Source organism: Chryseobacterium herbae (assembly GCF_025154075.1).
Classification (GTDB): Bacteria; Bacteroidota; Bacteroidia; order Flavobacteriales; family Weeksellaceae; genus Chryseobacterium; species Chryseobacterium herbae.
Map to the genome: position 1 here is coordinate 236,678 of NZ_JAOAMU010000006.1, position 20,979 is coordinate 257,656.

General features: G+C 39.1%; 16 protein-coding genes. 15 read left to right on the forward strand and 1 reads right to left on the reverse strand.

Features of this window, described 5'->3' with window-relative positions; translation table 11 throughout:
- Nucleotides 1-10: 10 nt before the first annotated feature.
- The 6 genes from N0B48_RS18350 (at nt 11) to N0B48_RS18375 (ending at nt 4,574) form a co-directional block, all read left to right on the forward strand.
- On the forward strand, nt 11-712 hold the full coding sequence (locus tag N0B48_RS18350) for a DsbA family oxidoreductase (protein WP_259840412.1): 702 nt from the start codon (nt 11-13) through the stop codon (nt 710-712).
- A gap of 257 nt (nt 713-969) precedes the next feature.
- Nucleotides 970-1,761 carry a T9SS type A sorting domain-containing protein gene (locus N0B48_RS18355; RefSeq protein ID WP_259840413.1) on the forward strand — a complete coding sequence of 264 codons (792 nt, stop codon included), beginning with the start codon at nt 970-972 and terminating at the stop codon, nt 1,759-1,761.
- Nucleotides 1,762-1,898: 137 nt separating this feature from the next.
- Complete coding sequence (locus tag N0B48_RS18360) at nt 1,899-2,477, forward strand: 5'-methylthioadenosine/S-adenosylhomocysteine nucleosidase family protein (protein ID WP_259840414.1); 579 nt, start codon at nt 1,899-1,901, stop codon at nt 2,475-2,477.
- Nucleotides 2,478-2,489: 12 nt separating this feature from the next.
- Complete coding sequence (locus N0B48_RS18365) at nt 2,490-3,014, forward strand: GNAT family N-acetyltransferase (protein ID WP_259840415.1); 525 nt, start codon at nt 2,490-2,492, stop codon at nt 3,012-3,014.
- Nucleotides 3,015-3,026: 12 nt separating this feature from the next.
- Nucleotides 3,027-3,596, forward strand: coding sequence for a Crp/Fnr family transcriptional regulator (locus N0B48_RS18370; RefSeq protein WP_259840416.1), 570 nt, complete (start codon nt 3,027-3,029; stop codon nt 3,594-3,596).
- Nucleotides 3,597-3,761: 165 nt separating this feature from the next.
- Nucleotides 3,762-4,574, forward strand: a complete 813-nt coding sequence (locus N0B48_RS18375; protein WP_259840417.1) for an alpha/beta hydrolase — start codon at nt 3,762-3,764, stop codon at nt 4,572-4,574.
- A gap of 373 nt (nt 4,575-4,947) precedes the next feature.
- Here the strand turns inward: N0B48_RS18375 and N0B48_RS18380 are convergent, their stop codons facing one another.
- Nucleotides 4,948-6,045, reverse strand: coding sequence for a Fe(II)-2OG oxygenase family protein (locus tag N0B48_RS18380; RefSeq protein ID WP_259840418.1), 1,098 nt, complete (start codon nt 6,043-6,045; stop codon nt 4,948-4,950).
- A 217-nt stretch (nt 6,046-6,262) separates the two neighbouring features.
- On the opposite strand from N0B48_RS18380, the gene N0B48_RS18385 reads away from it, so the two are divergent.
- The 9 genes from N0B48_RS18385 to N0B48_RS18425 are packed head-to-tail and all read left to right on the forward strand — an operon-like array spanning nt 6,263 to nt 19,996.
- Nucleotides 6,263-7,789: a pyridoxal phosphate-dependent decarboxylase family protein gene (locus N0B48_RS18385; protein WP_259840419.1), complete on the forward strand. Its 1,527-nt coding sequence runs from the start codon at nt 6,263-6,265 to the stop codon at nt 7,787-7,789.
- Entirely contained in the window at nt 7,761-10,187 is a 2,427-nt protein-coding gene (locus N0B48_RS18390) for a GNAT family N-acetyltransferase (RefSeq protein ID WP_259840420.1), read from the forward strand. The genes N0B48_RS18385 and N0B48_RS18390 overlap by 29 nt, the downstream gene beginning before the upstream one ends.
- Nucleotides 10,180-11,496: a lysine N(6)-hydroxylase/L-ornithine N(5)-oxygenase family protein gene (locus N0B48_RS18395; protein WP_259840421.1), complete on the forward strand. Its 1,317-nt coding sequence runs from the start codon at nt 10,180-10,182 to the stop codon at nt 11,494-11,496. Before N0B48_RS18390 ends, N0B48_RS18395 begins: the two co-directional genes overlap by 8 nt.
- Before the next feature lie 7 nt (nt 11,497-11,503).
- Nucleotides 11,504-13,318, forward strand: coding sequence for an IucA/IucC family protein (locus tag N0B48_RS18400; RefSeq protein WP_259840422.1), 1,815 nt, complete (start codon nt 11,504-11,506; stop codon nt 13,316-13,318).
- Nucleotides 13,315-14,718: an MATE family efflux transporter gene (locus N0B48_RS18405; RefSeq protein ID WP_259840423.1), complete on the forward strand. Its 1,404-nt coding sequence runs from the start codon at nt 13,315-13,317 to the stop codon at nt 14,716-14,718. The genes N0B48_RS18400 and N0B48_RS18405 overlap by 4 nt, the downstream gene beginning before the upstream one ends.
- Before the next feature lies 1 nt (nt 14,719).
- Nucleotides 14,720-14,965: an acyl carrier protein gene (locus N0B48_RS18410; RefSeq protein ID WP_062646915.1), complete on the forward strand. Its 246-nt coding sequence runs from the start codon at nt 14,720-14,722 to the stop codon at nt 14,963-14,965.
- Between the two features lie 4 nt (nt 14,966-14,969).
- Nucleotides 14,970-16,358, forward strand: a complete 1,389-nt coding sequence (locus tag N0B48_RS18415; RefSeq protein WP_259840424.1) for an AMP-binding protein — start codon at nt 14,970-14,972, stop codon at nt 16,356-16,358.
- Entirely contained in the window at nt 16,345-18,810 is a 2,466-nt protein-coding gene (locus N0B48_RS18420; RefSeq protein ID WP_259840425.1) for a TonB-dependent receptor, read from the forward strand. Before N0B48_RS18415 ends, N0B48_RS18420 begins: the two co-directional genes overlap by 14 nt.
- A 1-nt stretch (nt 18,811) precedes the next feature.
- Nucleotides 18,812-19,996 (forward strand): PepSY-associated TM helix domain-containing protein, encoded by a 1,185-nt coding sequence (locus tag N0B48_RS18425; protein ID WP_259840426.1) that lies wholly within the window; start codon nt 18,812-18,814, stop codon nt 19,994-19,996.
- Nucleotides 19,997-20,979 lie beyond the last annotated feature (983 nt).

Consider the following 20,979-nt stretch of genomic DNA (forward strand, 5'->3'; position numbering starts at 1 on the left):
AACGAAAAAAATGAAAATAGAAATATGGTCGGATGTCATGTGTCCGTTCTGCTATATCGGAAAGCATAATTTTGAGCACGCTCTTGAAAAACTGCCGTTTAAAGACGAAATCGAACTAGAGTGGAAGAGTTTCCAGTTGGACCCGGGTTTAGATGCCTCAAAGCCTCAGAATACCGTTGAATATTTTAAAGAAAAAAAGGGTTTTCCGGCAGAGCAGGCATCCCAGATGATTGGTCAGGTTGCCCAGATGGGGAAAAATGTTGGAATTGATTTTAATTTTGAAAAAGCTTTGATCATCAATACATTCACAGCGCACAAGCTGCTTCATCTTGCTAAAAAATACGGTAAGGCCAATGAAATGGAGGAAGCTCTTTTTATAGCCCATTTTACCGACGGAAAAAATGTTGGGGATATAAAAGAACTTGTTGCTCTTGCTGAGAATTTAGGGATTGATAAAGATGAGGCGAGACAGGCTTTGACGTCCAATGAGTTCGATTCTGAAATTAACCAGGATATTCAGGAGGCTAAAAACAATAGTATTTCCAGCGTTCCTTTTTTTGTTTTGAATGGGAAATATGCCGTATCCGGCGCACAACCTGCTGAAGTTTTTGCAGATGCGCTTCAACAGGCTTACAAAGAAACGGTAAGCCCGTTTAAGGATCTTTCCAAAGAAGGCGGTACATCTTGTGATACTGATGGATGCACTATTTAATAATGTGAGGAAGTTTGAGGGTTGATCATAATATCTTTAATTTATCAGATTTTAGACTGTTTATTAATTTTAGTTGAATAGTAAATAATTATGGTTAAAAGTAACTTTCAACCTTCTTCTTCCAGTTTCCTGACTGTTCTAATTTTTTAACCACAAATATTCCCGAATGTCAATGTTGAAAGGCCGTGACATTCGTGGAATTGGTGGAGAAAGATTAATTTTGTGGAGTTTTAAATACTAAAAAAACAATTCTAACCATGAAAAAAATTCTATTATCGCTAGCTGTAATAGCTACAAGCTGTGTATTTGGTCAAATCAACCTTCAGCATTCTTTTGCTGATAATGAAGATGTTTTTGTCTATAATAAAGACAATTCTACTCTGTATGTATCAAAAACCTCCGATAACAAGATTAAAATTTACAATTCAAATTATACCTTACAAAAAACTGTAAATGTTCCTATGCCTGCTAATCATGGGTTGTTTTATTCAGGATATTTTGGAGCGAACTCTTTCTTTATGTCCAAGCATGTTTTCAACACGGATGACAAATATGAATTTATGGTTGAAACCTATTTTCAGGATACGGCGACAGGGAATATAACTTACAAACTTCTGTTAATCAATGAAGACGGTAATTTAATTAAGGATTTCCACCCCAATCCATCAGTTAAACAATCTGCTGAAAATTTTGAAATTTATCACGACAACGTCAATAATACAAACAAATTAATTGTTCATAATTGGGTGAATGGATCTACCAATCAGTTTGATGTTTATGCATTGTCAACTTCTACATTGACATCAAAGGAGATTCAGTTACAAAATAAATTAGCAGCATTTCCCAATCCGGCCAATAAAGTTCTAAATATTATGAATCCCGGAAACGGAGCCAATAAAGTTCAGGTTTATGATACTGCAGGAAAACTTGTCATCAATAAAACGTTCAGTTCTAATGACAGCAAAATTACCGTTGATGTTGAAACCTTAACGAAAGGAGTTTATATCTATAAAATCGGAGATTTCAGTTCTAAATTTATTAAGAATTAAAATTATAATCAATCGACATTCAATATAGAACACCTCAGATCGGGGTGTTTTTTTGTTCAGTACAGATGATAAAAAAACAGAAAAGGATTCCCATTTTAGCTGTTCAATGCTTATTTTTGTTTAAATATTAATGTTCAATGATAAAAATAAATACCGAAGCTCATTATCCGGTTTCTGAAACCTTGTTTGTCTTTGCTTTGGATTCGGAAGCAGGAAAGGCTTTTGAAGGAAAAAATAAGCTGGTAACAGGAATAGGAAAAGTAAATGCAGCGATTGAACTGACCAGAGAAATTCATTTCAGAAAACCCAAACTGATTGTTAATCTGGGCTCTGCAGGAAGCAAAAACTTTGGGAAAGGCGAAGTAGTTTGCTGTACAAAATTTATTCAGCGCGATATGGATGTGAGAGGTCTCGGCTTCAGTCTTTATGAAACCCCTTTATCCGGAATTCCACCTGTTTTGGAATACGGTCTTCAGATGAACGGCCTGGAAGAAGGAATTTGTGGCAGCGGAGACAGTTTTGAGATGAATCATTCCGAAACGGATTATAATATTGTAGATATGGAAGCCTATCCGCTTGCTTTGATCGCCAAAAAAGAGAACATTCCTTTCCTGTGCCTGAAATATATCTCCGATGATGCAGGAAGCGATGCCGCAGACGACTGGGCGGTTCAGGTCCACCTGGCTTCTGAAGCGTTTAAAAAATTATTATTTTAACAAAAAAGAAAAATGGCATCTATAATCATTAATACGGCTTCACTTGAAGATTTGGAAACCATACAGAATCTCGGCAGACAGACTTTCTCTGAAACCTTTGCAGAAAGTAATTCTGAAGAGGCGATGAAAACCTATCTGGAAGAAAGTTTCAATACGGAAAAAGTAAAGTCGGAACTCAATAATCCCGATTCTCATTTCTTTATCGCATGGGAAGAGGATAATCCTGTCGGTTATCTTAAATTGAATTCCGGAGCCGCACAAACTGAACTGAAGAACGATGATACTTCTCTGGAAATAGAGCGTATTTACGTCAAAAAAAGCCATCATGGGCAGAAAGTAGGGCAATTACTGTATGATCAAGCTTTAGAAAGCGCTCAAAGTCTTGGCAAAGATTATCTTTGGCTTGGGGTTTGGGAAAAGAATCTGAGAGCCCTGAATTTTTACAGAAAAAATGGTTTTGAGGAATTCGGAAGTCATACTTTCACATTGGGAGATGATGATCAGACGGATCTGATGATGAAGAAAATTTTAGATTAATAACAATCAGCTTTGAAAGAACTTTTAGAAGAAGTCAATACATATTACCCATTATCAGCAGAAACGGTTGAGGCATTGATGAATATCTGTACAGAAGAAAAATTTCGTAAAAACGATCTTCTTCAGGAGTCCGGAGCTGCGGCCAGATATTATTACTTTATAAAATCGGGGCTGGTAGGGTATTATACGGTGGATGAGCAGGGAGATTCTGTGTATAAAATTTTCTTTGAAGAAAAAAGTTTTGTGGCTTCTACTGCGGCTGTGATCAAGGATGAACCCAGTGAGTTTAATATTGTTGCGCTTGAAGATTGCTCGGTGATCAAATATCCTGCAAAGGCTTTCAGAGAGCTGATCAACCGATATCATGATCTGGCATTATTTCAAATTCATTATCTGGAAAAAAACTGGGTGGTAAAAAAAGAGCCGCTGGAGATTTCTTTAAAACATGAAACAGCCAAACGGCGCTATTTACAGTTATTGCAGAATAAACATCTGCATGACCGTCTTAAACAGCATCACATCGCCTCTTACCTGGGCATTACACCCACTCAGTTGAGCCGCATAAAAAAAGAAATAAACTGACAAAAGCTTCAACATATGTTGAGGCTTTTTTATTTTATCGGCCGCATATTTGTAACGTAATCAAGAACAATTGTATGGTAGCCAGCCACAACGTGGCGATTTAGCCTAAGATAGGATGTAATCCTATCAGATTCCCAAGTTAGCAACAAAATTAAATTATATCCTATGAAAAACTTAATAAGTATTGTCTGTGTACTTACGGTATCTGCACAGCTTTACGCACAGAAAATCATCCATAAAGAAGTGTTCAGTGCCAAAATGAATAAGAACATTAAAACCATTATCATCACGCCGGATGTGCAGCAGGGAACAACCTATCCGTCGGTTTATATTCTTCACGGGTATAGCGGAAATCCCGACAGAACAATCAAGCAGGATATTCCGGATCTGGTTCAGAAAGCGCAGGAATATAAGATGATCTATGTGTTGCCGGACGGAAATTACAATTCATGGTATGTAGACAGTCCGTTGGTTAAGGATTCACAGTATCAGACTTTTATCGGGCAGGAGCTTGTAGATTTTGTCAATAAAAACTATCCTGTGAAAAACGATAGAAAATTTCGCGGTATCCTGGGCTGGAGCATGGGAGGTTATGGTGCTGTGAACATTGGTACGACATACAATAAGACATTTGGCATCGTTGGAAGCTCTTGTGGAGCTCTGGATCTGGCTTCATTTGGAGAAGGGTACACGAAGTATCAGGTAGATAAAATGGCGGGTCCTGTAATCTCGTTAAATCCTAAATTTCTTACAGACAATAAAGTTAAAGCAATGGCTTCAGCAGATCAGCAGTACATCTTCGACTGTGGTACGGAAGATACTCAGATGATCGCCATGAACAGAAATTTTCATAAAAAACTAACCGACCAAAAGATTCCACATCTTTATATGGAGTCCTTAGGAATCCATGATCCTAAATACTGGAGCAGATCTTTATCTGAGCAGCTGACCTTATTTGATCGGTTTTTTAAGCCATAAATTTTACTTTACAATAATTAACGTATCTATAATTGTAATAGCTATTTATAAGGCTTCATTTAAAGCTAAAATCAACATCTCCCTAACCATGTCAAGGTTAAAAACCTTGACATGGTTAACAGGACTTAAATCTTTAAACGATTAAGACGATAAGAATAATTAAGAAAAATCAAATGATTTTTTTAAGCCACATATTAAAAAAAGCGAAGTTCACCTTAATCACCTTAATCACCTTAATCACCTTAATCATCTTAAAAACTTAAATGCTCTTAATGGTTTACATATTTTTTCCAGGTTAAAAAAAATCCTCTTAAGCACAAGGCTTAAAAGGATCCATCATAATTATTATCAAATAAATATCTAATAAAACATTTTAAATATTTTCAAAGTTTTTACCCAAATGTTCTTCAATAACAAAGAACGGGTCTTCTGTAAGCGTGTGGGCTCTCATTTCCATCAGGCTCACTTTGCTCATCATACGTAGCATAATTCTCCTTTGACATTTGTGCTCCACGCCGTCGATATTTCTTACTCCGGCACGGAAAGCGGATCTTCCATGGGCACATAAATGGTTATTCACCAATATGACATCTCCGGCCTGTGGCGTGAAACCTGAATAAATCAGATCTCTTGCCTCTTCCCAGAATTCTGTCAGATGGCTGTGGGCATCATCAGTCTGCTTAATGCTTGGGTTGAATAGCTGTTCTGCAGCATCAAACCTCATAAAAGGCAGTTCATAATTACCGTACAACACGGCATCCAGTTTCTCTTCTTCCTCCATACCGGTCTCTAAATTGGCATCTTTCGGTATTTTATACATGCGCTCGAAAAGAGGTCTGAAATTTTCGCCGATAGCTCCGTGAGAACGGATAGAGTATAGAGTAGAAGGTACCTGCTCTTCATTACGGATATACATAAAGCTTAAAAAGTCTGCCTGGTGTTTCAGGAAGGCATCTTCCGTATGTACATAAAGGTCTGTTGCAGATCCCGATCCTGTCTGTGTTTCTCTCATTTTTTCGTCCGGGATGATGGCATGCATTAATCCTCCGCCTTTACGCTGAGAATAGTATTGTACAGGTTTGGATGGAAGTGCTCCGTGAATCAAGGCACACGCAAAACCATAGATATTGAATTTAGAGTAGTCTGCTGACTGCCAGTTCGGTGGTGTATTTCCGATATTTTCCTGATCTATGTCCATTAACCCTCTGAATACCAGAGCTCCATATTGATGTATTGAGAAGTCGCTGGCAAAATCAGCGGCTATATGTAGAATTCTTTCCGGCAAAAAATAAGAGGCCAGTTGATGAACGTGGGTAATGAAGTCTCTATTTTCATAGTTGCCATACTTTCTCTGAAGATGCACCGCCGCATCTTGTATCATTCTTCTTTCCTGAGAGGTGATCTCAATGACTCTCGGAAGCAGTTTTACCGCAGTAATACTGTCATTATCTAAAATTTCTAGCGAATTCATTAAAAAAATATTTGGTGTGTTAATATAATTTTTATATTTGTTTTTAATTATTCTAAATAACAATAGACGGTTCAAATTTAGGAATAATTTATCAATCATCAAAAAAAAACTTGAAGAAATGCAAAAAATAAAAACTTGACAATCAAGTATATACACCTATATACTATACAGACTTCATACAACTTATTGATTTAAAAAATCACCTTACAAATACCATATGAACAACAATCAAATGCCCGCCGGAGAGATCCTGGGTGCCTCCTTACCTCACATTTCGGGGAATTTTGGAAATATTTTTCATACTGACAACTATGATCATTATCGTTCCGCTGTCGAAGAAACTTTAGATCTTGTAGGAACTTTTCTTCACAGAAATGACAAACCCTTCAGCGGAATAGAAGCCAAAGAAATGAAAGGCATGGTACAGCAGATAGACCTTAATCAAAAACTATCTTCATACCAGGAGCTACTTGAAGAGGTAGATACTATATATGTAAAGCATGCGACTGCTTTTCACCTTCCACAATATGTGGCACACCTTAACTGTCCTATCGTTATTCCTGCATTGGCAGGAGAAATCCTTGTAAGTGCCATCAATTCTTCACAGGATACTTATGACCAGAGTGCAGGAGGAACCTTCATGGAAAGAAAACTGATCGACTGGACCGCAGAGCAGTTAGGATACAATGCAGAAACAAGCGACGGCGTTTTCACAGCAGGTGGATCACAGAGCAATCTGATGGGGCTTGTGATGATGCGTGACTGCTTTTCCCAGAAGAGATATAACCATAATATTAAACTGGATGGTCTTCCACAGGAAGCAAGCAGATTTAGAATTTTTGTTTCAGATAAATCTCACTTCAGCAACTTAAAGAATGCGTCAATCATGGGATTGGGCGAAAAAAGTATCGTGAAAGTTCCTACAGACGAAAGATTCTGCATGGACATCGCTTTACTGAAGAAATATATTAAAAGAGAAGAGCAGATGGGAAATATTCCTATCGGAATTGTAGCTACGGCCGGAACTACAGACTTCGGAAACGTAGATCCACTGGAAGATATCGCCAATGTTGCTGAGCAATACAACATCTGGATGCACGTAGATGCGGCTTACGGATGTGCTTTATTATTAAGCGAAAAGTACCGTTACCTTCTAAACGGTATCGAAAGAGCGGATTCGGTGACGATAGATTATCATAAATCTTTCTTCCAGCCCATCAGCAGCAGTGCATTCATCGTTAAAAACAAAAGGGAATTAAGAATCCTGAAACACCACGCAGACTACCTGAATCCTGCAGAAATGGATGAAGAGGAAATTCCTGCACAGATCAACAAATCCATTATCCAGAGTACGCGTAGATTCGATGCACTGAAACTGTGGTTTACTTTAAGAATGATGGGCAAAGAACAGCTCTCAGAATATACAGACACAGTGATAGACCTTACCAAAGATGTAGCGTCTATGATCACTGAAAATCCTCACTTCGAACTGCTTTCCGACACGGACCTGAGCGTTCTGGTTTTCCGTTATATCAGACCTGATATTGAAGACCTGAATGCTTTGAACCAGCATATCAAAATGAAGCTTTTCTACAGCGGGGAAATTCTGGTGGCAAGTACCAAAGTAGATGGAAATTTCTACCTGAAATTTACTTTCCTGAACCCGATCACCACAACAGAAGATGTTCACCAAATTTTAAATACAATCAAATCGCATGGAGAAGACTTTGATACAGCAAACTAAGCTTACGGAAAAAGCACAGGAAATTACGATCAGAATCCTGCTCAACGGAATGCTTCGTGAGCTTGGAAACGGAAAGTTTTATCAGGGAGTTCCGAAATATGACATGCTTACGGCTCAGGTGCTGGAAAACAGTACATATCCATTGCATATCAGATTTGAATTAAAGAAAAGCGAGATCTTTTTATTCGCTCCGGTTTCTTACCGTTCCGAAAGTGCTTTCCACAATTATGGATCGTATTTATGGGTGGTTGATCATAAAAGCCAGAAGGTTTTTGAACCGGATGTTGATCAGCTTACTGAATTGGTATACCGCGAACTTTCTGAGCAGTTCAGCGAAAAAGGCCTTGAATTATTTACGAAAAGAATTCACAGCAGCTTAAGAAATCTGGAAATGATCATGGAAGAAGGTTTACAGGATCAAGATGCTTTGACATATTCTTTCCTGGAATCTGAACAACAGCTTCCTGTAGGACACAATCTTCATCCTTTCACAAAAGCGAGAATGGGATTCTCCAGAGAAGAACAGCTTCTGTACGGTCCGGAATTCAATAAAGGGATTCAGCTGGAGTATTTTCTGGTGCACAAAAGCTGTGTTCAGGAGCAGTCGGTTTTAGAACAGCCTTACAGCGAATTTCTGAAGAGTATGGTTTCATTCCCGGAAGATCTTGAACAGAAATATCTTAACGAAGGCGAAAAACTTTCTGATTTCTATACGGTTCCTTGTCATCCATGGGAAGCGACTTATCTTTTGTCCATCGAAGAAGGGGCGGAAATGATCAAAGACCGTACTTTAATCCATATCGGGACTTTTGGGGAAGAATTTTATTCAACCTCTTCCATCAGAAGTATGTACAGTCCTCATATTCCGTGGATGCCTAAGTTTTCTTTAAATGTTCTTTTAACAGGATCGATAAGGATCAACACGGAGAAAGATTTAAAAAGAGGCTATGCATCAGCTTTATGGAGAAAACATGCAGGCGCAGCATTTGAAAAGGATTTCAATCAGTTCAAACTGCTTTTGGAACCTGTAACATTAGGTGTTTATCATCAGGATAAAAATATTGAAAGCCTTAATCTTTTGGTCCGCGAAAATCCATTCCAGCCGGAAGATAAGATACTTCTTTTAGCAAGACTGTGCCAGGATGAGCCTGCAGACGGGCAGAATTTTATCCAGAAATTCTTTACAGATGTTTCTGAGAAAATGGGAACAAGTCCGGAAGAATCGGTTACCATTTGGTTTGCAAAATATATTCACCTGCTGATTGCTCCTTTAAACCATTTATACAGCCAATACGGCATGGCTCCTGAAGCACACCAACAGAATCTTTTAATCCAACTGGATGATCAGTTGCTGCCAAAGACTCTTTTTGTAAGAGATGCACAGGGATATTTGCTAAGAGAAAGTGCAAGAGAACAGTATGCGGAGCTTTCCAAAACGTATCCTGAGATTGAAGATCTTTTCATCAGGGATGAACGTCTTTTAGATATTATCTCTTACCATGTTCTGGTGAGTAATCTTTCAGCATTGGTGGCGTCATTAGGAAAAACGGGATGGGTGAAAGAAAGAACACTGATTAATATTCTGCATAACCAGTTTGAGCAGATTCATCAGGAAATGCCTTCAGATTTTACGCGTTATGCACTTGAAAACCGTCATTGGGGAACAAAAACCAATTTTAAGGCGGTTGCTAATGAAATCGATGGAATCACCAGTGCAGCAGCGATTTCTTACGCTAAAGTTCCGAATCTTCTTCATTATCATTATTTCTCAGATCAACTGATTCAGCCTAAAGGAAAGAAAGCTTTCTTTAAGCGCTATTTCCAGAAAGATGATGTCACGGTTACCATGAGACCTGTTGATCTGGATGAAGATCTGGAAATGCTTCATGAGTGGTTTAATCGTGAACACGCAATCAAAATCTGGCAAATGAACTGGCCGATTGACGAGCTGGAAACCTATTACCGTTTAATGTTACCAGGTGATGAAGCACACAGCTACATCGTCATGAGCAATGGCGAACCTACATGTAATATTGAGGTATACTGGCCATGCAGAGATATTGTAGGCGATTACTATGATGTACTGCCTACCGATTACGGAACCCACCAATTTATTGCTCCTACAGATCCGAAGAAGAAATACGTTTCTCCTTCCACACAGTCTATGGTAGATTATGTATTTGCCCAGCCTGAGGTTGGAAAAATGGTAGGGGAAGGCTCGGTAGATTCTCTGGCTTCTATGATGAACAAGGCGCATGTCGGATTCAAAGTAGATAAAGTCATTGAAATGCCTCATAAAAAAGCCAACCTTAATTTCTGCTATAGAGAATGGTATTGGGAAAAATTCCCGCAAAACAAAGATGTAGAATTCACCGTAAAAACCACTGAACATGAATAACGACACTATATATAACGTGATCGGAATAGGTATTGGTCCTTTTAATTTGGGACTTGCCGCTTTATCCAATCCGATTTCTGAATTAAGAACCCTTTTCCTTGACCAAAGAGATGGTTTCGACTGGCATCCGGGATTAATGATCGACCATGTAACATTACAGACGCCTTTTCTGTGCGACTGTGTATCCATGGCAGATCCTACGAATCCTTTAAGCCTTCTGAACTATCTGAAAGAAACGAACAGACTATACAAATTCTTTATCAGGGAAGATTTTTTCATTCCGCGCAAAGAATATAACCGTTACTGCCAATGGGTGGTGAGCCAGCTTCCACAGTGCCGTTTTTCAACGCAGGTGGTTGATATCGTGTATGAAGACGGACTGTATTTAATCACAACCATTCACACCAAAACTAAAGAAACAGAAGTTTTCAGAACAGAAAGACTGATTCTCGGAACAGGGACACAGCCTCACATTCCTTCGTTTATTCCGAAAGATGATTCCCGAATTCTTCATACAAGCTCTTATCTGTACCGTAAGGAAGAACTTTTAGCTCAGGGTAAAAAAATTGCCGTGATCGGTTCAGGACAAAGTGCTGCTGAGGTTTTCTATGATTTATTGCAAAGCCGTGATGAAAATACCCAATTGGGCTGGTATTCACGTCCAGACCGTTTCTTCCCGATGGAATACTCAAAACTGACGCTGGAATTAACTTCTCCTGATTATGTAGATTATTTCTACAGCCGGGATGAAGCAGCCAGAAAATCAATATTAAGCAAGCAGCAGGCTCAGTTTAAAGGAATCAATTACGACCTCATCAACCAGATCTATGATTTCATCTACGACCTGAATATTGATAATGCTGATCCAAACCTTACGATCATACCAAATAGTCAGTTGGATAGAGTAGACAACAGCAATCCGGGTAATTTAACCCTTGAGTTCACCCAATTAGAGCAGGAGATTCCTTACGAACAGGAAGCTGATTATCTGGTGGTAGGAACGGGATACCGTTATCATGAACCTGCTTTCTTAAAAAATATTCAGTCCAGAATTAAAAGAGATTCCACAGGATTATTTGCGGTCAACAGAAATTATTCCATAGACCATAACGGCGGCGAAATCTATGTGCTTCATGCAGAGGTACATACCCATAGCTATATTTCTACGGATCTTGGAATGGCGGCCTACCGTAATTCCTATATCATCAATGACATTTTGGGAAGAGAACATTACAAAATCGAAAAGAAAATTGCTTTCCAGGATTTTGATGTAGAGAAACATGCTGCTGTATCAACTGTCAAAATATAACAGAACAATGAACACCCACTTAAAAAATAATACAATCAGCCAGGAAATCTGGCTACAGGCCAACAGAGACCTTATGGCCAAGACGATTGCGGAGTTAATGCATGAAGAACGGTTAAAACCTGTTGCTGTTACTGAGGATGAAGCCGGATTTACGGTCTTCAAACTGGAAACGGGGATCGAAACTATAGAATACGTTTTCCGCGGACAGGAAAGAATGATGGACTACTGGCATATTGATACGGAAAGTATCGTGAAAATAGAGGATGGAGTACCCACCTCAGCGCTGAATATTCCCCAATTCTTCCTTGAAATGCAGACCGTATTCGATTTAGATGCTAATACGTTAGCAAGATATACCGAGGAATTGCTGCATACGTTATATTGTGATGCACTGATCTTATCTAGAGGCGTTATGTCTTCAAAAGAATTGGCCTCAAGTAACTATCAAACGGTAGAGCATCAGATGACGGGCCATCCTTGGGTGATCGTAAATAAAAGCAGGTTAGGATTTTCTCCTACCGATCTTGAAACGTTTGCTCCGGAAGCGGGAGAGGATTTAAAAGTGTTGTGGCTGGCTGCTCATAAGGACAGGTCAGCGTTCCAGTCGCTGGACCCTATAGATCAGGAAGGATTTTACCGTTCTGAAATTGGAGACGAATTGTATCAGGCTTTTCAACAAAGGTTGATTGATTCCGGAAAATCTCCTGATGATTATAATTTAATTCCCGTGCATCCGTGGCAGTGGGAACATAAGCTGAAAATTCACTTTGCAGGTGATATCGCATCTGATATTCTAATACTCTTAGGAGAAGGAAATGATATCTACAGTCCACAACAGAGCATCAGGACTTTATTCAATACAGATCATCCTGAAAAAAGATACTTGAAAACTGCTGTTTCTATTTTAAGCACAGGAAATATCAGAGGACTGTCGCCTAAGCAGATGAAAATTGCGCCTTCCATTACAGACTGGGTAAAAGGGTTGATCAAAGGCGATACTTATCTTGAAACAAAAGGAACCATATTTTTAGGCGAAGAAGCTTCTATTGCTTATTTGCACCCTCAGTACAGCGCAATTGCCGGTGTTCCTTATCAGTATAATGAATTTCTTGGGGCTTTATGGCGCGAGAGTGCGTCCAATTATTTACAGGAAGACGAAGAAATGTTTACAATGGCTTCCCTGCTTTTTGTAGATCAGAATGGAGTTCCATTGGTACAGGCTTTTGCAGAACAGGCAGGAATCAGTATCCAACAGTGGATCACGGATTATCTGGATGCTTATCTTACGCCATTGCTTCACATTTATTACACTCATTCTCTTTGTGTAACGCCTCATGGAGAAAACATTATGGTCGTATTGAAAAACGGAGTGCCACAGAGAATTGTGATCAAAGATTTTGTGGATGATATTGTCCTGACTACAGAAGCAAGGGAAAAACTTCCTGATCATCTGGCAGACGGACTGATCCAGTCTTCCAACAAGGAAAATGTTCCGTTGTCTATTCTTTTGGGTGTTTTTGATGCATTCTTCAGATATTTATCCAATGTTCTGCATACCCATTCCAACTTTGAGGAAGAGACCTTCTGGACGCTTGTTCACGACTGTATAGAAAACTACAAAAACCATAATCCTCATCTGAATGAGCGTTATGAAAAATATGACCTGTATGTTCCTACCTTCAAAAGGTTCTACATCAACAGTCTTCGTTTGAAAAACAACGGCTACAGTGAAAATAAAGCATTTGCTATTCCAAAAAAAGACGGTGCACTGCCGAATCCTTTGTATCAGATTGCGAATAAAAACTCTGTAGCGACGGTATGAGAAAGTTTCTGCATCTTGTAAAAGAAGGATCTGTATTTGCGTACGGAGCTTTAGCGGGAAAAAAAGTAGAACTTACCTCAGGGAGTATCAACCGTTCTATCTTCAGTCTTGCCATTCCGATGGTGATGGAGCTCGTGATGGAATCTGTTTTTGTCAGTATCAATCTTTTAATTATTGCAAGATTAGGAGATAAGGTCCTTGGACTCGTGGGAATTGCAGATAACTATATCAATTTTGCCAATGCGATTGCCATTGGTTTGGGTATCGCTGCTGCAACACTGACGGCCAGGAGAGCCGGAGAAAAAGACCAGGAAGGTATGAGCCGGACAGCACATTATATCATACTGCTGGCTGCTGCTTTTGCATTACTGATTGGTGGTCTGTCATTCCTTTTTGCGGGTGAGATCATCAGTTTCCTTGGATTCAATACAGGGATTGTAGATAACGGACTCCCTTTTTCCAAACTGGTCTTTCTGAGTATCGGTCTGGTGATTTTGCGTCTGTCTATCAATGGTCTTTTCAGAGGAGCAGGTGATGCGGATCTGGCGATGAAGTCGCTTTGGCTTTGTCATATCTCCAGTATGGTCTTTGCCGTAATTCTTGTTTTCGGACTTGGTTTTATTCCCGCTTACGGATTAATGGGACTGGCTTATGCTACCATATTATCCCGGTTACTGGCGGTTTTATATCAATTCTTTATTCTTCTTACACGCAAAACCAGTGTGAATATCCTCGTGAAATTTCATCTTGATCTGCCTTTAATTAAGAAAATACTGAAAATTACTTTTGGCGGGCTTGTTCAGTATATTATTCCTGCTTCAAGCTGGCTGATTATGGTTAAAATCATCGCCACCTTCGGGACAACTGCTCTTGCTGGATATATTATCGCGCAGAGAATTGCTTCTGTTGCGACGATGCCTGCCTGGGGAATAGGAAATGCTGCAGGCGTTCTTACAGGACAGAATTTAGGAGCCGGAAATCCGGACCGCGCAGAGAAAACGGTATGGAGAGCCGGAGGAATTAATATGACCTATCTGATAGCCGTAGCTATATTCTGGCAGTTCGCTGCGGAATATGTCGTGACGTTCTTCACCAAGGAAGCCGAGGTAGCCAGATACGCCGTACAGTACATCCATGTGGTGTCTATGGCTTATCTCTTACTCGGTTTTACAATGGTGATCAGCCGTGCGCTTAATGCGGCCGGTAATATTATGCAGGTAACGCTGCTGTATATGATCATGTTCTATGTGATTCAGCTTCCTTTGGCTTACCTCCTTGGGGTAAGGCTTCAATGGGAACTGAAAGGAATATTTACGGCTATTGTTTCCTCGGAAATCGTACTGGCTGTACTGTTCCTCATGATATTCAAAAATGGTAAATGGAAAACTATAAAAATTTAAAATGCACACAACAGACGAATTTTATGAAATTATCGCATCAGCAATCGCTGTGAAAAAAGAATTGGTAGACGAAAACCTTACGTATCAGGAAATTCCTGAGTGGGACTCTATGTCGCATCTGCTTATTGTAGAAGCTTTGGAGCAGTTCTACCGTGTCAAGTTTGACTTTAACGACATCCTTGAAATGGGAACCGTCGGAAAGATCCGCGAAAAAATGAAAAAATACGATGTACTCGTAGAAAACTAAGTATATGAAAATTTTAGAAAATGTAATTGCCAACAAGAACTTGTTGTTTACAGATGCTTCCACCGGTGCTTCCACGCCGGTTGGAACCCTGTACCGGTCTTTAGGTCTCAATCCTGTAGAAAAAGGATTGATCTTTTTGTACAATGACAATCAGGTACCCAGCATTGAAGTGCTTCTCAATTTCTATGGAACCGCGCATGCCATTGCTGTTTTAGGACAGAAACTGCATCCGGAATTTAAAGAACGTCTGGAAGCAGAATACCGTCCCAAATATATCTTTGATCCCTCAAGAGATGAGGTTCAGGGATATTCGTTAAAGGAGTTTTCGGAAACGGTAAAAATCTTTGCTAAGGAAGATTACCAGCCGGAAGTGACCATTCATCCTGATATCAAGATCCTGTTGAGTACTTCCGGAACCACCGGAGTTCCGAAGCTGGTGAAGCTTTCAGATGAAAATCTTTATCAGAACGCCGTGAGCATCCTTCAATACATGCCTATCCTGGAATCTGATGTAGTTCCGCTCAACGTACCGATTAATTTCGTGTACGGTTTTTCTATTTTTACCACCAACTGTATGCGTGCGGGAAGAATAGTCTGTACGGACAAAGACATCATGCAGAAAGCATTCTGGGATGAAATGGAAGAGTATGGGTACAGCACGCTGGGAGGCGTTCCGTATCTGTATGAAAACCTGAACAGAATCGGATTCTTCAGAAAAGACAGCACCAGTCTGAGATACATGACCCATACGGGAGGGGTGATTAATGCTGAATTGAGAAAAACCCTCTTCAATTACTGCCTTGAGTTCGATAAACAGTTCTTTGCCCAGTACGGACAAACTGAAGCAGGCGGAAGAATGGCTTATCTTACGACAGACGGACTTCTTGAAGAAGAAACCTCTATCGGAACTCCTGTACACGGAGGAAGCCTCCAGATCGATTCTGAAACGGATGAATTGCTCTTTTTGCATTCAAGTATCAGCGGTGGATATGCCAACAAGCTTGAAGATCTTTCTACTTACGAACAGCCTAAGCTTCTTCATACAGGAGATACAGGCAGAAGAGGCGAGAACGGATTGTATTACATCACAGGAAGAATCAAACGCATCATGAAACTTTTCGGAATCCGTCTCAATCTGGATGAGGTAGAGTTTATCCTTAAGAATGAACTGGAAGGAAATACGGTAGTCTGTCTGAACGGCAATGACAAAAAAATCATTGTTCTGTATAACAATGCCGAGATTGATCCCGAGATCATTAAGGAAACCATTAAGAATAAACTACGCATCAATCCGCAGTATGTACACACCGAACACATAGAATCATTTCCATTATCACAAAACGGCAAAATAAACTACCCACTGTTACAAAACTTACAGCATGAAAATATTTAAAACCCCTATATTACTTTTATTCCTTGTCGGTCTTCCTCTTTTTGTTTCTGCTCAGCAGAACGAACGCGTTAACGGAAAGATCATGTTGTCTGAAAAAGTGCCCGTGAAGAATGCGCTTTTAAGATTAGTCAACACGCCGTATCAGGCTAAGACCAACAGTTTAGGAGAATACTATTTTGATAATGTGCCGCCAGGAGAATATACGCTTCAGGTGGTTTTAAATGACATTGAATTGATGCGTGAGCAGATCCGTATTGAAAAAGATGTCTTTGAAATTCCGGTGATTTATCCTGAGACAGAAAATAATGTCATTGAAGGAATTACGGTATATGCGTTCAGCAGAAATAAATTTCTGGACAGAGACAGTACTTCAATCTCTAAAATGCCTTTGAGAAACATTGAAAATCCTCAAATGTATACAAGTATCAACCAGCAGATCCTGAAAGAGCAGTTGGTGTATGATATGTCAGACGCTTTAAAAAACGTTCCGGGTATTGTGAAAATGCAGGGAAGTGCAGGTAGAGCGGGAGACGGAAGTTTCTACTACAATTTAAGAGGTTTTCCTACCAGAGTTTCTATGGTAGATGGTGTTCCTGCGACCACCAATTCAGAAATTGATCCTGCGGATATTGAGCGTATCGACGTAATCAAAGGACCTTCCGGAACACTTTACGGTGGTGCGGTTAATTCCTTTGGTGGATTGATTAATGTGGTGACGAAAAAACCTAAAGATTATTTCGGCGGAGAAGCTTCTTATCTTTTGGGAAGTTATAACCTGAACCGTGTGACGGCTGATGTTTACGGTCCGATTACGGATTCAAGGAAGACTTTATTCCGTTTGAATGCCGCGTATCAGTACCAGAACGGATTCAGAGATTCAGAGTTCAGAAGATCTATGTTTGTAGCTCCAACATTCAGCTACCAGGTGGATGACCGGTTAAAGTTTAATTTGGGAGCTCAGATTTACACCTATGAAGGAACGAATACACCGATTATCTTTTTGCCCAGAACAAGAAAATTTTTCGCTACGACGCCTGATGAACTTGGATTTGACTGGAAAAAGTCTTATTCCAATAACGATATGAGCTTAAAAGCACCTTCCATCAATGTAAAAGCTGAGGTTAATTACAAAATTTCAGATCAGTGGAGTTCACAGACTTTAATCTCAAGAAACTATAGGAAAACGGAGGGATTGTACCAGTATCAGTTTATCAGAGGAAATGATAATGATGCTATATTGGAACGTAATGTACAGTGGCAGAATGGCGAGGGAGCCTCTACCAGTTTTCAGCAGAACTTTAACGGGGAATTTAAAATTGGGAAAATCAAAAATAAACTTCTTATCGGGTTAGATTATTTAAACCAGTCTTTGAATAATAACCTTTCTCCAATTGTTGCATTTGACAAGATTGATGGTACGAACCTTACAGCTCCAGTAGGAGGAGCGGTGACAGGGACATATGGAGCCATATCCAAAGACCTGGCGCTTAAAAGAATCCAAGAGGCTACTGAGCTTGCAATCAAAGCGAATAAAAATCCCTTCGTAAGAAATACAGCATCAAGCAACATATATGGAGCTTATATTTCTGATGCGATCTATATTACAGACCGTTTGGTTGCGTTACTTAGTTTACGTTTTGATCATTATGAAAGTAAGGGTCAGCTTGACCTAAACACTAATGTGAATACCGGAACCTTCAATCAGAATGCGTTATCTCCAAAATTTGGTTTATCCTATCAGATCTTAAAAGATCATTTGTCAGCATATGCCAACTATATGAATGGCTTCAGTAATGTGGTTCCGGTTGCGCAGCCACTTGCAGACTACAGTGGAGATTTCAAACCGCAGAGGTCTAATCAGTGGGAAGTAGGATTCAAAGGAAATCTTTGGAGAAACAGAGTGAATTTCACAGTAGGATATTACGATATTTTGGTTGACAATATGTTAAGAGCAGATATTGTGAATCGCGACGGAAAACCCTATAATGTAACGATTCAGGACGGAGAACAGAGAAGTAAAGGGATCGAAATTGAAACCATCCTTAACCCTATTCAAGGTCTGAACATTATGGCAGGATATTCTTATAACGACAGTAAGTTTGTAAAAGCTGCTGCTGCTGTAGATGGCCGTCGCCCGTCTTCTTCAGGTCCTGCTAATGTATTCAATTCATGGGTGAGCTACATATTGCCAATCAAAGGACTTTCAGGTCTCGGGTTAGGTTTTGGTGTGAACCGCGTTGGTGAACAGATTAGTGTTGACAACGTGGCTACCGGACAGTTTATATTCCCGGCCTATACTTTAGTGAATGCTTCCGTATCTCTTGAAAAAGAAAGATACAGGCTAGGATTTAAAATGAATAATTTAGGAAATGCACAGTATTTCGCTGGGCAGGGTGTTGTAGTAGCCCAAATGCCTCGTAACTTTGTTGCGGAGGTTACTCTTAAGTTTTAATATGAATTCTATACTCAGAAAGACAGCATATCAATTACATCTATGGCTCGGACTAACGTCCGGGCTTATAGTTGTTATAATGGCGGTGACAGGATGTATTCTCGCTTTTGAAAAAGAACTGAAACATGCCATACACCCTGAAAAATATTTCGTCAAAAACATAAAAAAAGAAAAACTGCAATTTTCTGATCTTAAGCTAAAAGCTGAGCAGGCACTTCCGGACAGTTTAAAGGTAAGCAGGGTAGAAATATCCTCAGATCCATCCAGAAGCTATGCTTTCCGGTCTTTGAAAATGAACAAAGAGGCTTTGACCTATTGGGGTTCTTATATTCATTATTACAGAGTGTATGTAGATCCTTACACTGGACAGGTTCTTGAGGTAGAAAATGCAAAAAATGATTTTTTTGAGATCGTGATGGATCTTCACCGCAGACTTTTATTGGGTGAAAAGATTGGGAAAACCATTACCGGTTATTCTACACTGATACTGGCTGTTATGCTTTTTTCAGGACTGGTCATCTGGTTTCCACGCAAAATGAATAAGAAGGCATTGAAAGGGATGTTTATGATCAAGACATCAGCCAAATGGAAAAGGCTTAATTACGACATGCACAATGTTTTAGGATTTTATGCCGTTATTCCTTTATGTCTTATTTCTTACGCTGCCTTGATATGGAACTTTGAAGACGTAGATCAATGGGTTAAAAAAACACTGAACGGAAAGACGAAAACCGAACAGAAGGCTAAAAGCACAATTCCTTCCGAAGAATATTCAGACAAGAAAAACATCTTGAATATGGTCGGAAACAGGGTAGAACAGAGCCTGGTTGATAAAAAATCCGCACTTATCAGCTTTCCAAAAACAGAAGAAGGAACGTATTATGCTGAGGTAACCTACGGTGATAAGCAATACCAGAATGAGCAGTTTAGTTTTGATCAATACTCAGGGAAAATCCTAAAACATCAATCTTACAAAGACAAAAATATCGGTTATGGAACTGCGCTAAGAGAAAGAAATTATGACCTTCATACAGGAAGCATCTTTGGAATGACCGGCCGGATTTTATACCTTTTTGCTGGCATGATTGCTGCTTCACTTCCCATCACTGGATTCATTATCTATATCAACAGAAAAAAGAAGAAACCAAAGAAAAAGAAAGTGAAGATAGGGGTCCTCACAAATTAAAAAAAAAACAAAAATTTAGATAAGTGTAACGTAGCTGTTACACTTTTTTATTCCCAAAATCTCTCTACATTTCACAGATTCATACAACGCAAACATCTGCGTAAATCCGTGTCATCCGTGATTAATTTCAATGGTTTAAAATATTATCTCTCGCAGATTAAAAAGATCAGGCGGATCTTTCTGTTATGGTAAAGAAAATCAGAGATTTACACAAAAAATGAAGTGTACTTTTTTATGATAAGCTTTTAAACTTTAAATAAACTTAAGTGTTTCAAGAAAACTTTTGTCACTGATGTTTTTTGTTTACATACGGCTTCATAAAACGCAATTATCTGTGTAAATCCGTGTCATCCGTGGTTAATTTTACACTGTTGTTTAAAATCAATTTCCGCTGAATACTAATATGGCCGCCGATTCTCATTCTGAGCTTTTTAAAACATTAAGATCAATGAAGATAGTAAGGTGAGTTAAGAAAAAAATCAAATGATTTTTTTAAGCTCTACGCCTTAAAGCAAAGCTCAAACATAATATTCTTAAAAGCTTAATAATCCTTAATGGTTTAAAATTTTTCTTTCTCGCAGATTAAAAAGATAAGGCAGATCTTCCACTTATACTAAAGAAAATCACAGAGTTTCATAAAAACTTAAGTGTACTATTTTACGTTAAGCTTTTACTTTAAATAAACTTAAGTGTTTTAAGAAAGCTTTTGTGCCTTTTGTGGTTTATTACTATGGGCTTTCGGACAGCAAATTTTACAAATTCATAAAACATAATCATCTGTATTGTTCTTACAATCTGTAGGGATTCATTAAAATTTACCTTTTGTGCACTGAGTATCAGAATTATAAATAACTGAATATTAAAAAAGTCTTCGACTCCGCTCAGACTGACACCATTCCAAAAGCGGCTTATTATTAGTAATGTCACACTGAGCGAAGTCGAAGTGTATACGATTGTTGGTAATATTGAATAGAATTTCTAAA

Excerpts from the sequence above, each read along its gene's own strand:
- N0B48_RS18350 (WP_259840412.1), top strand. The coding sequence starts at position 11 with ATGAAAATAGAAATATGGTCGGATGTCATGTGTCCGTTCTGCTATATC.
- N0B48_RS18355 (WP_259840413.1), top strand. The coding sequence starts at position 970 with ATGAAAAAAATTCTATTATCGCTAGCTGTAATAGCTACAAGCTGTGTA.
- N0B48_RS18360 (WP_259840414.1), top strand. The coding sequence starts at position 1,899 with ATGATAAAAATAAATACCGAAGCTCATTATCCGGTTTCTGAAACCTTG.
- N0B48_RS18365 (WP_259840415.1), top strand. The coding sequence starts at position 2,490 with ATGGCATCTATAATCATTAATACGGCTTCACTTGAAGATTTGGAAACC.
- N0B48_RS18375 (WP_259840417.1), top strand. The coding sequence starts at position 3,762 with ATGAAAAACTTAATAAGTATTGTCTGTGTACTTACGGTATCTGCACAG.
- N0B48_RS18380 (WP_259840418.1), bottom strand. The coding sequence starts at position 6,045 with ATGAATTCGCTAGAAATTTTAGATAATGACAGTATTACTGCGGTAAAA.
- N0B48_RS18385 (WP_259840419.1), top strand. The coding sequence starts at position 6,263 with ATGAACAACAATCAAATGCCCGCCGGAGAGATCCTGGGTGCCTCCTTA.
- N0B48_RS18390 (WP_259840420.1), top strand. The coding sequence starts at position 7,761 with ATGGAGAAGACTTTGATACAGCAAACTAAGCTTACGGAAAAAGCACAG.
- N0B48_RS18395 (WP_259840421.1), top strand. The coding sequence starts at position 10,180 with ATGAATAACGACACTATATATAACGTGATCGGAATAGGTATTGGTCCT.
- N0B48_RS18400 (WP_259840422.1), top strand. The coding sequence starts at position 11,504 with ATGAACACCCACTTAAAAAATAATACAATCAGCCAGGAAATCTGGCTA.
- N0B48_RS18405 (WP_259840423.1), top strand. The coding sequence starts at position 13,315 with ATGAGAAAGTTTCTGCATCTTGTAAAAGAAGGATCTGTATTTGCGTAC.
- N0B48_RS18410 (WP_062646915.1), top strand. The coding sequence starts at position 14,720 with ATGCACACAACAGACGAATTTTATGAAATTATCGCATCAGCAATCGCT.
- N0B48_RS18415 (WP_259840424.1), top strand. The coding sequence starts at position 14,970 with ATGAAAATTTTAGAAAATGTAATTGCCAACAAGAACTTGTTGTTTACA.
- N0B48_RS18420 (WP_259840425.1), top strand. The coding sequence starts at position 16,345 with ATGAAAATATTTAAAACCCCTATATTACTTTTATTCCTTGTCGGTCTT.
- N0B48_RS18425 (WP_259840426.1), top strand. The coding sequence starts at position 18,812 with ATGAATTCTATACTCAGAAAGACAGCATATCAATTACATCTATGGCTC.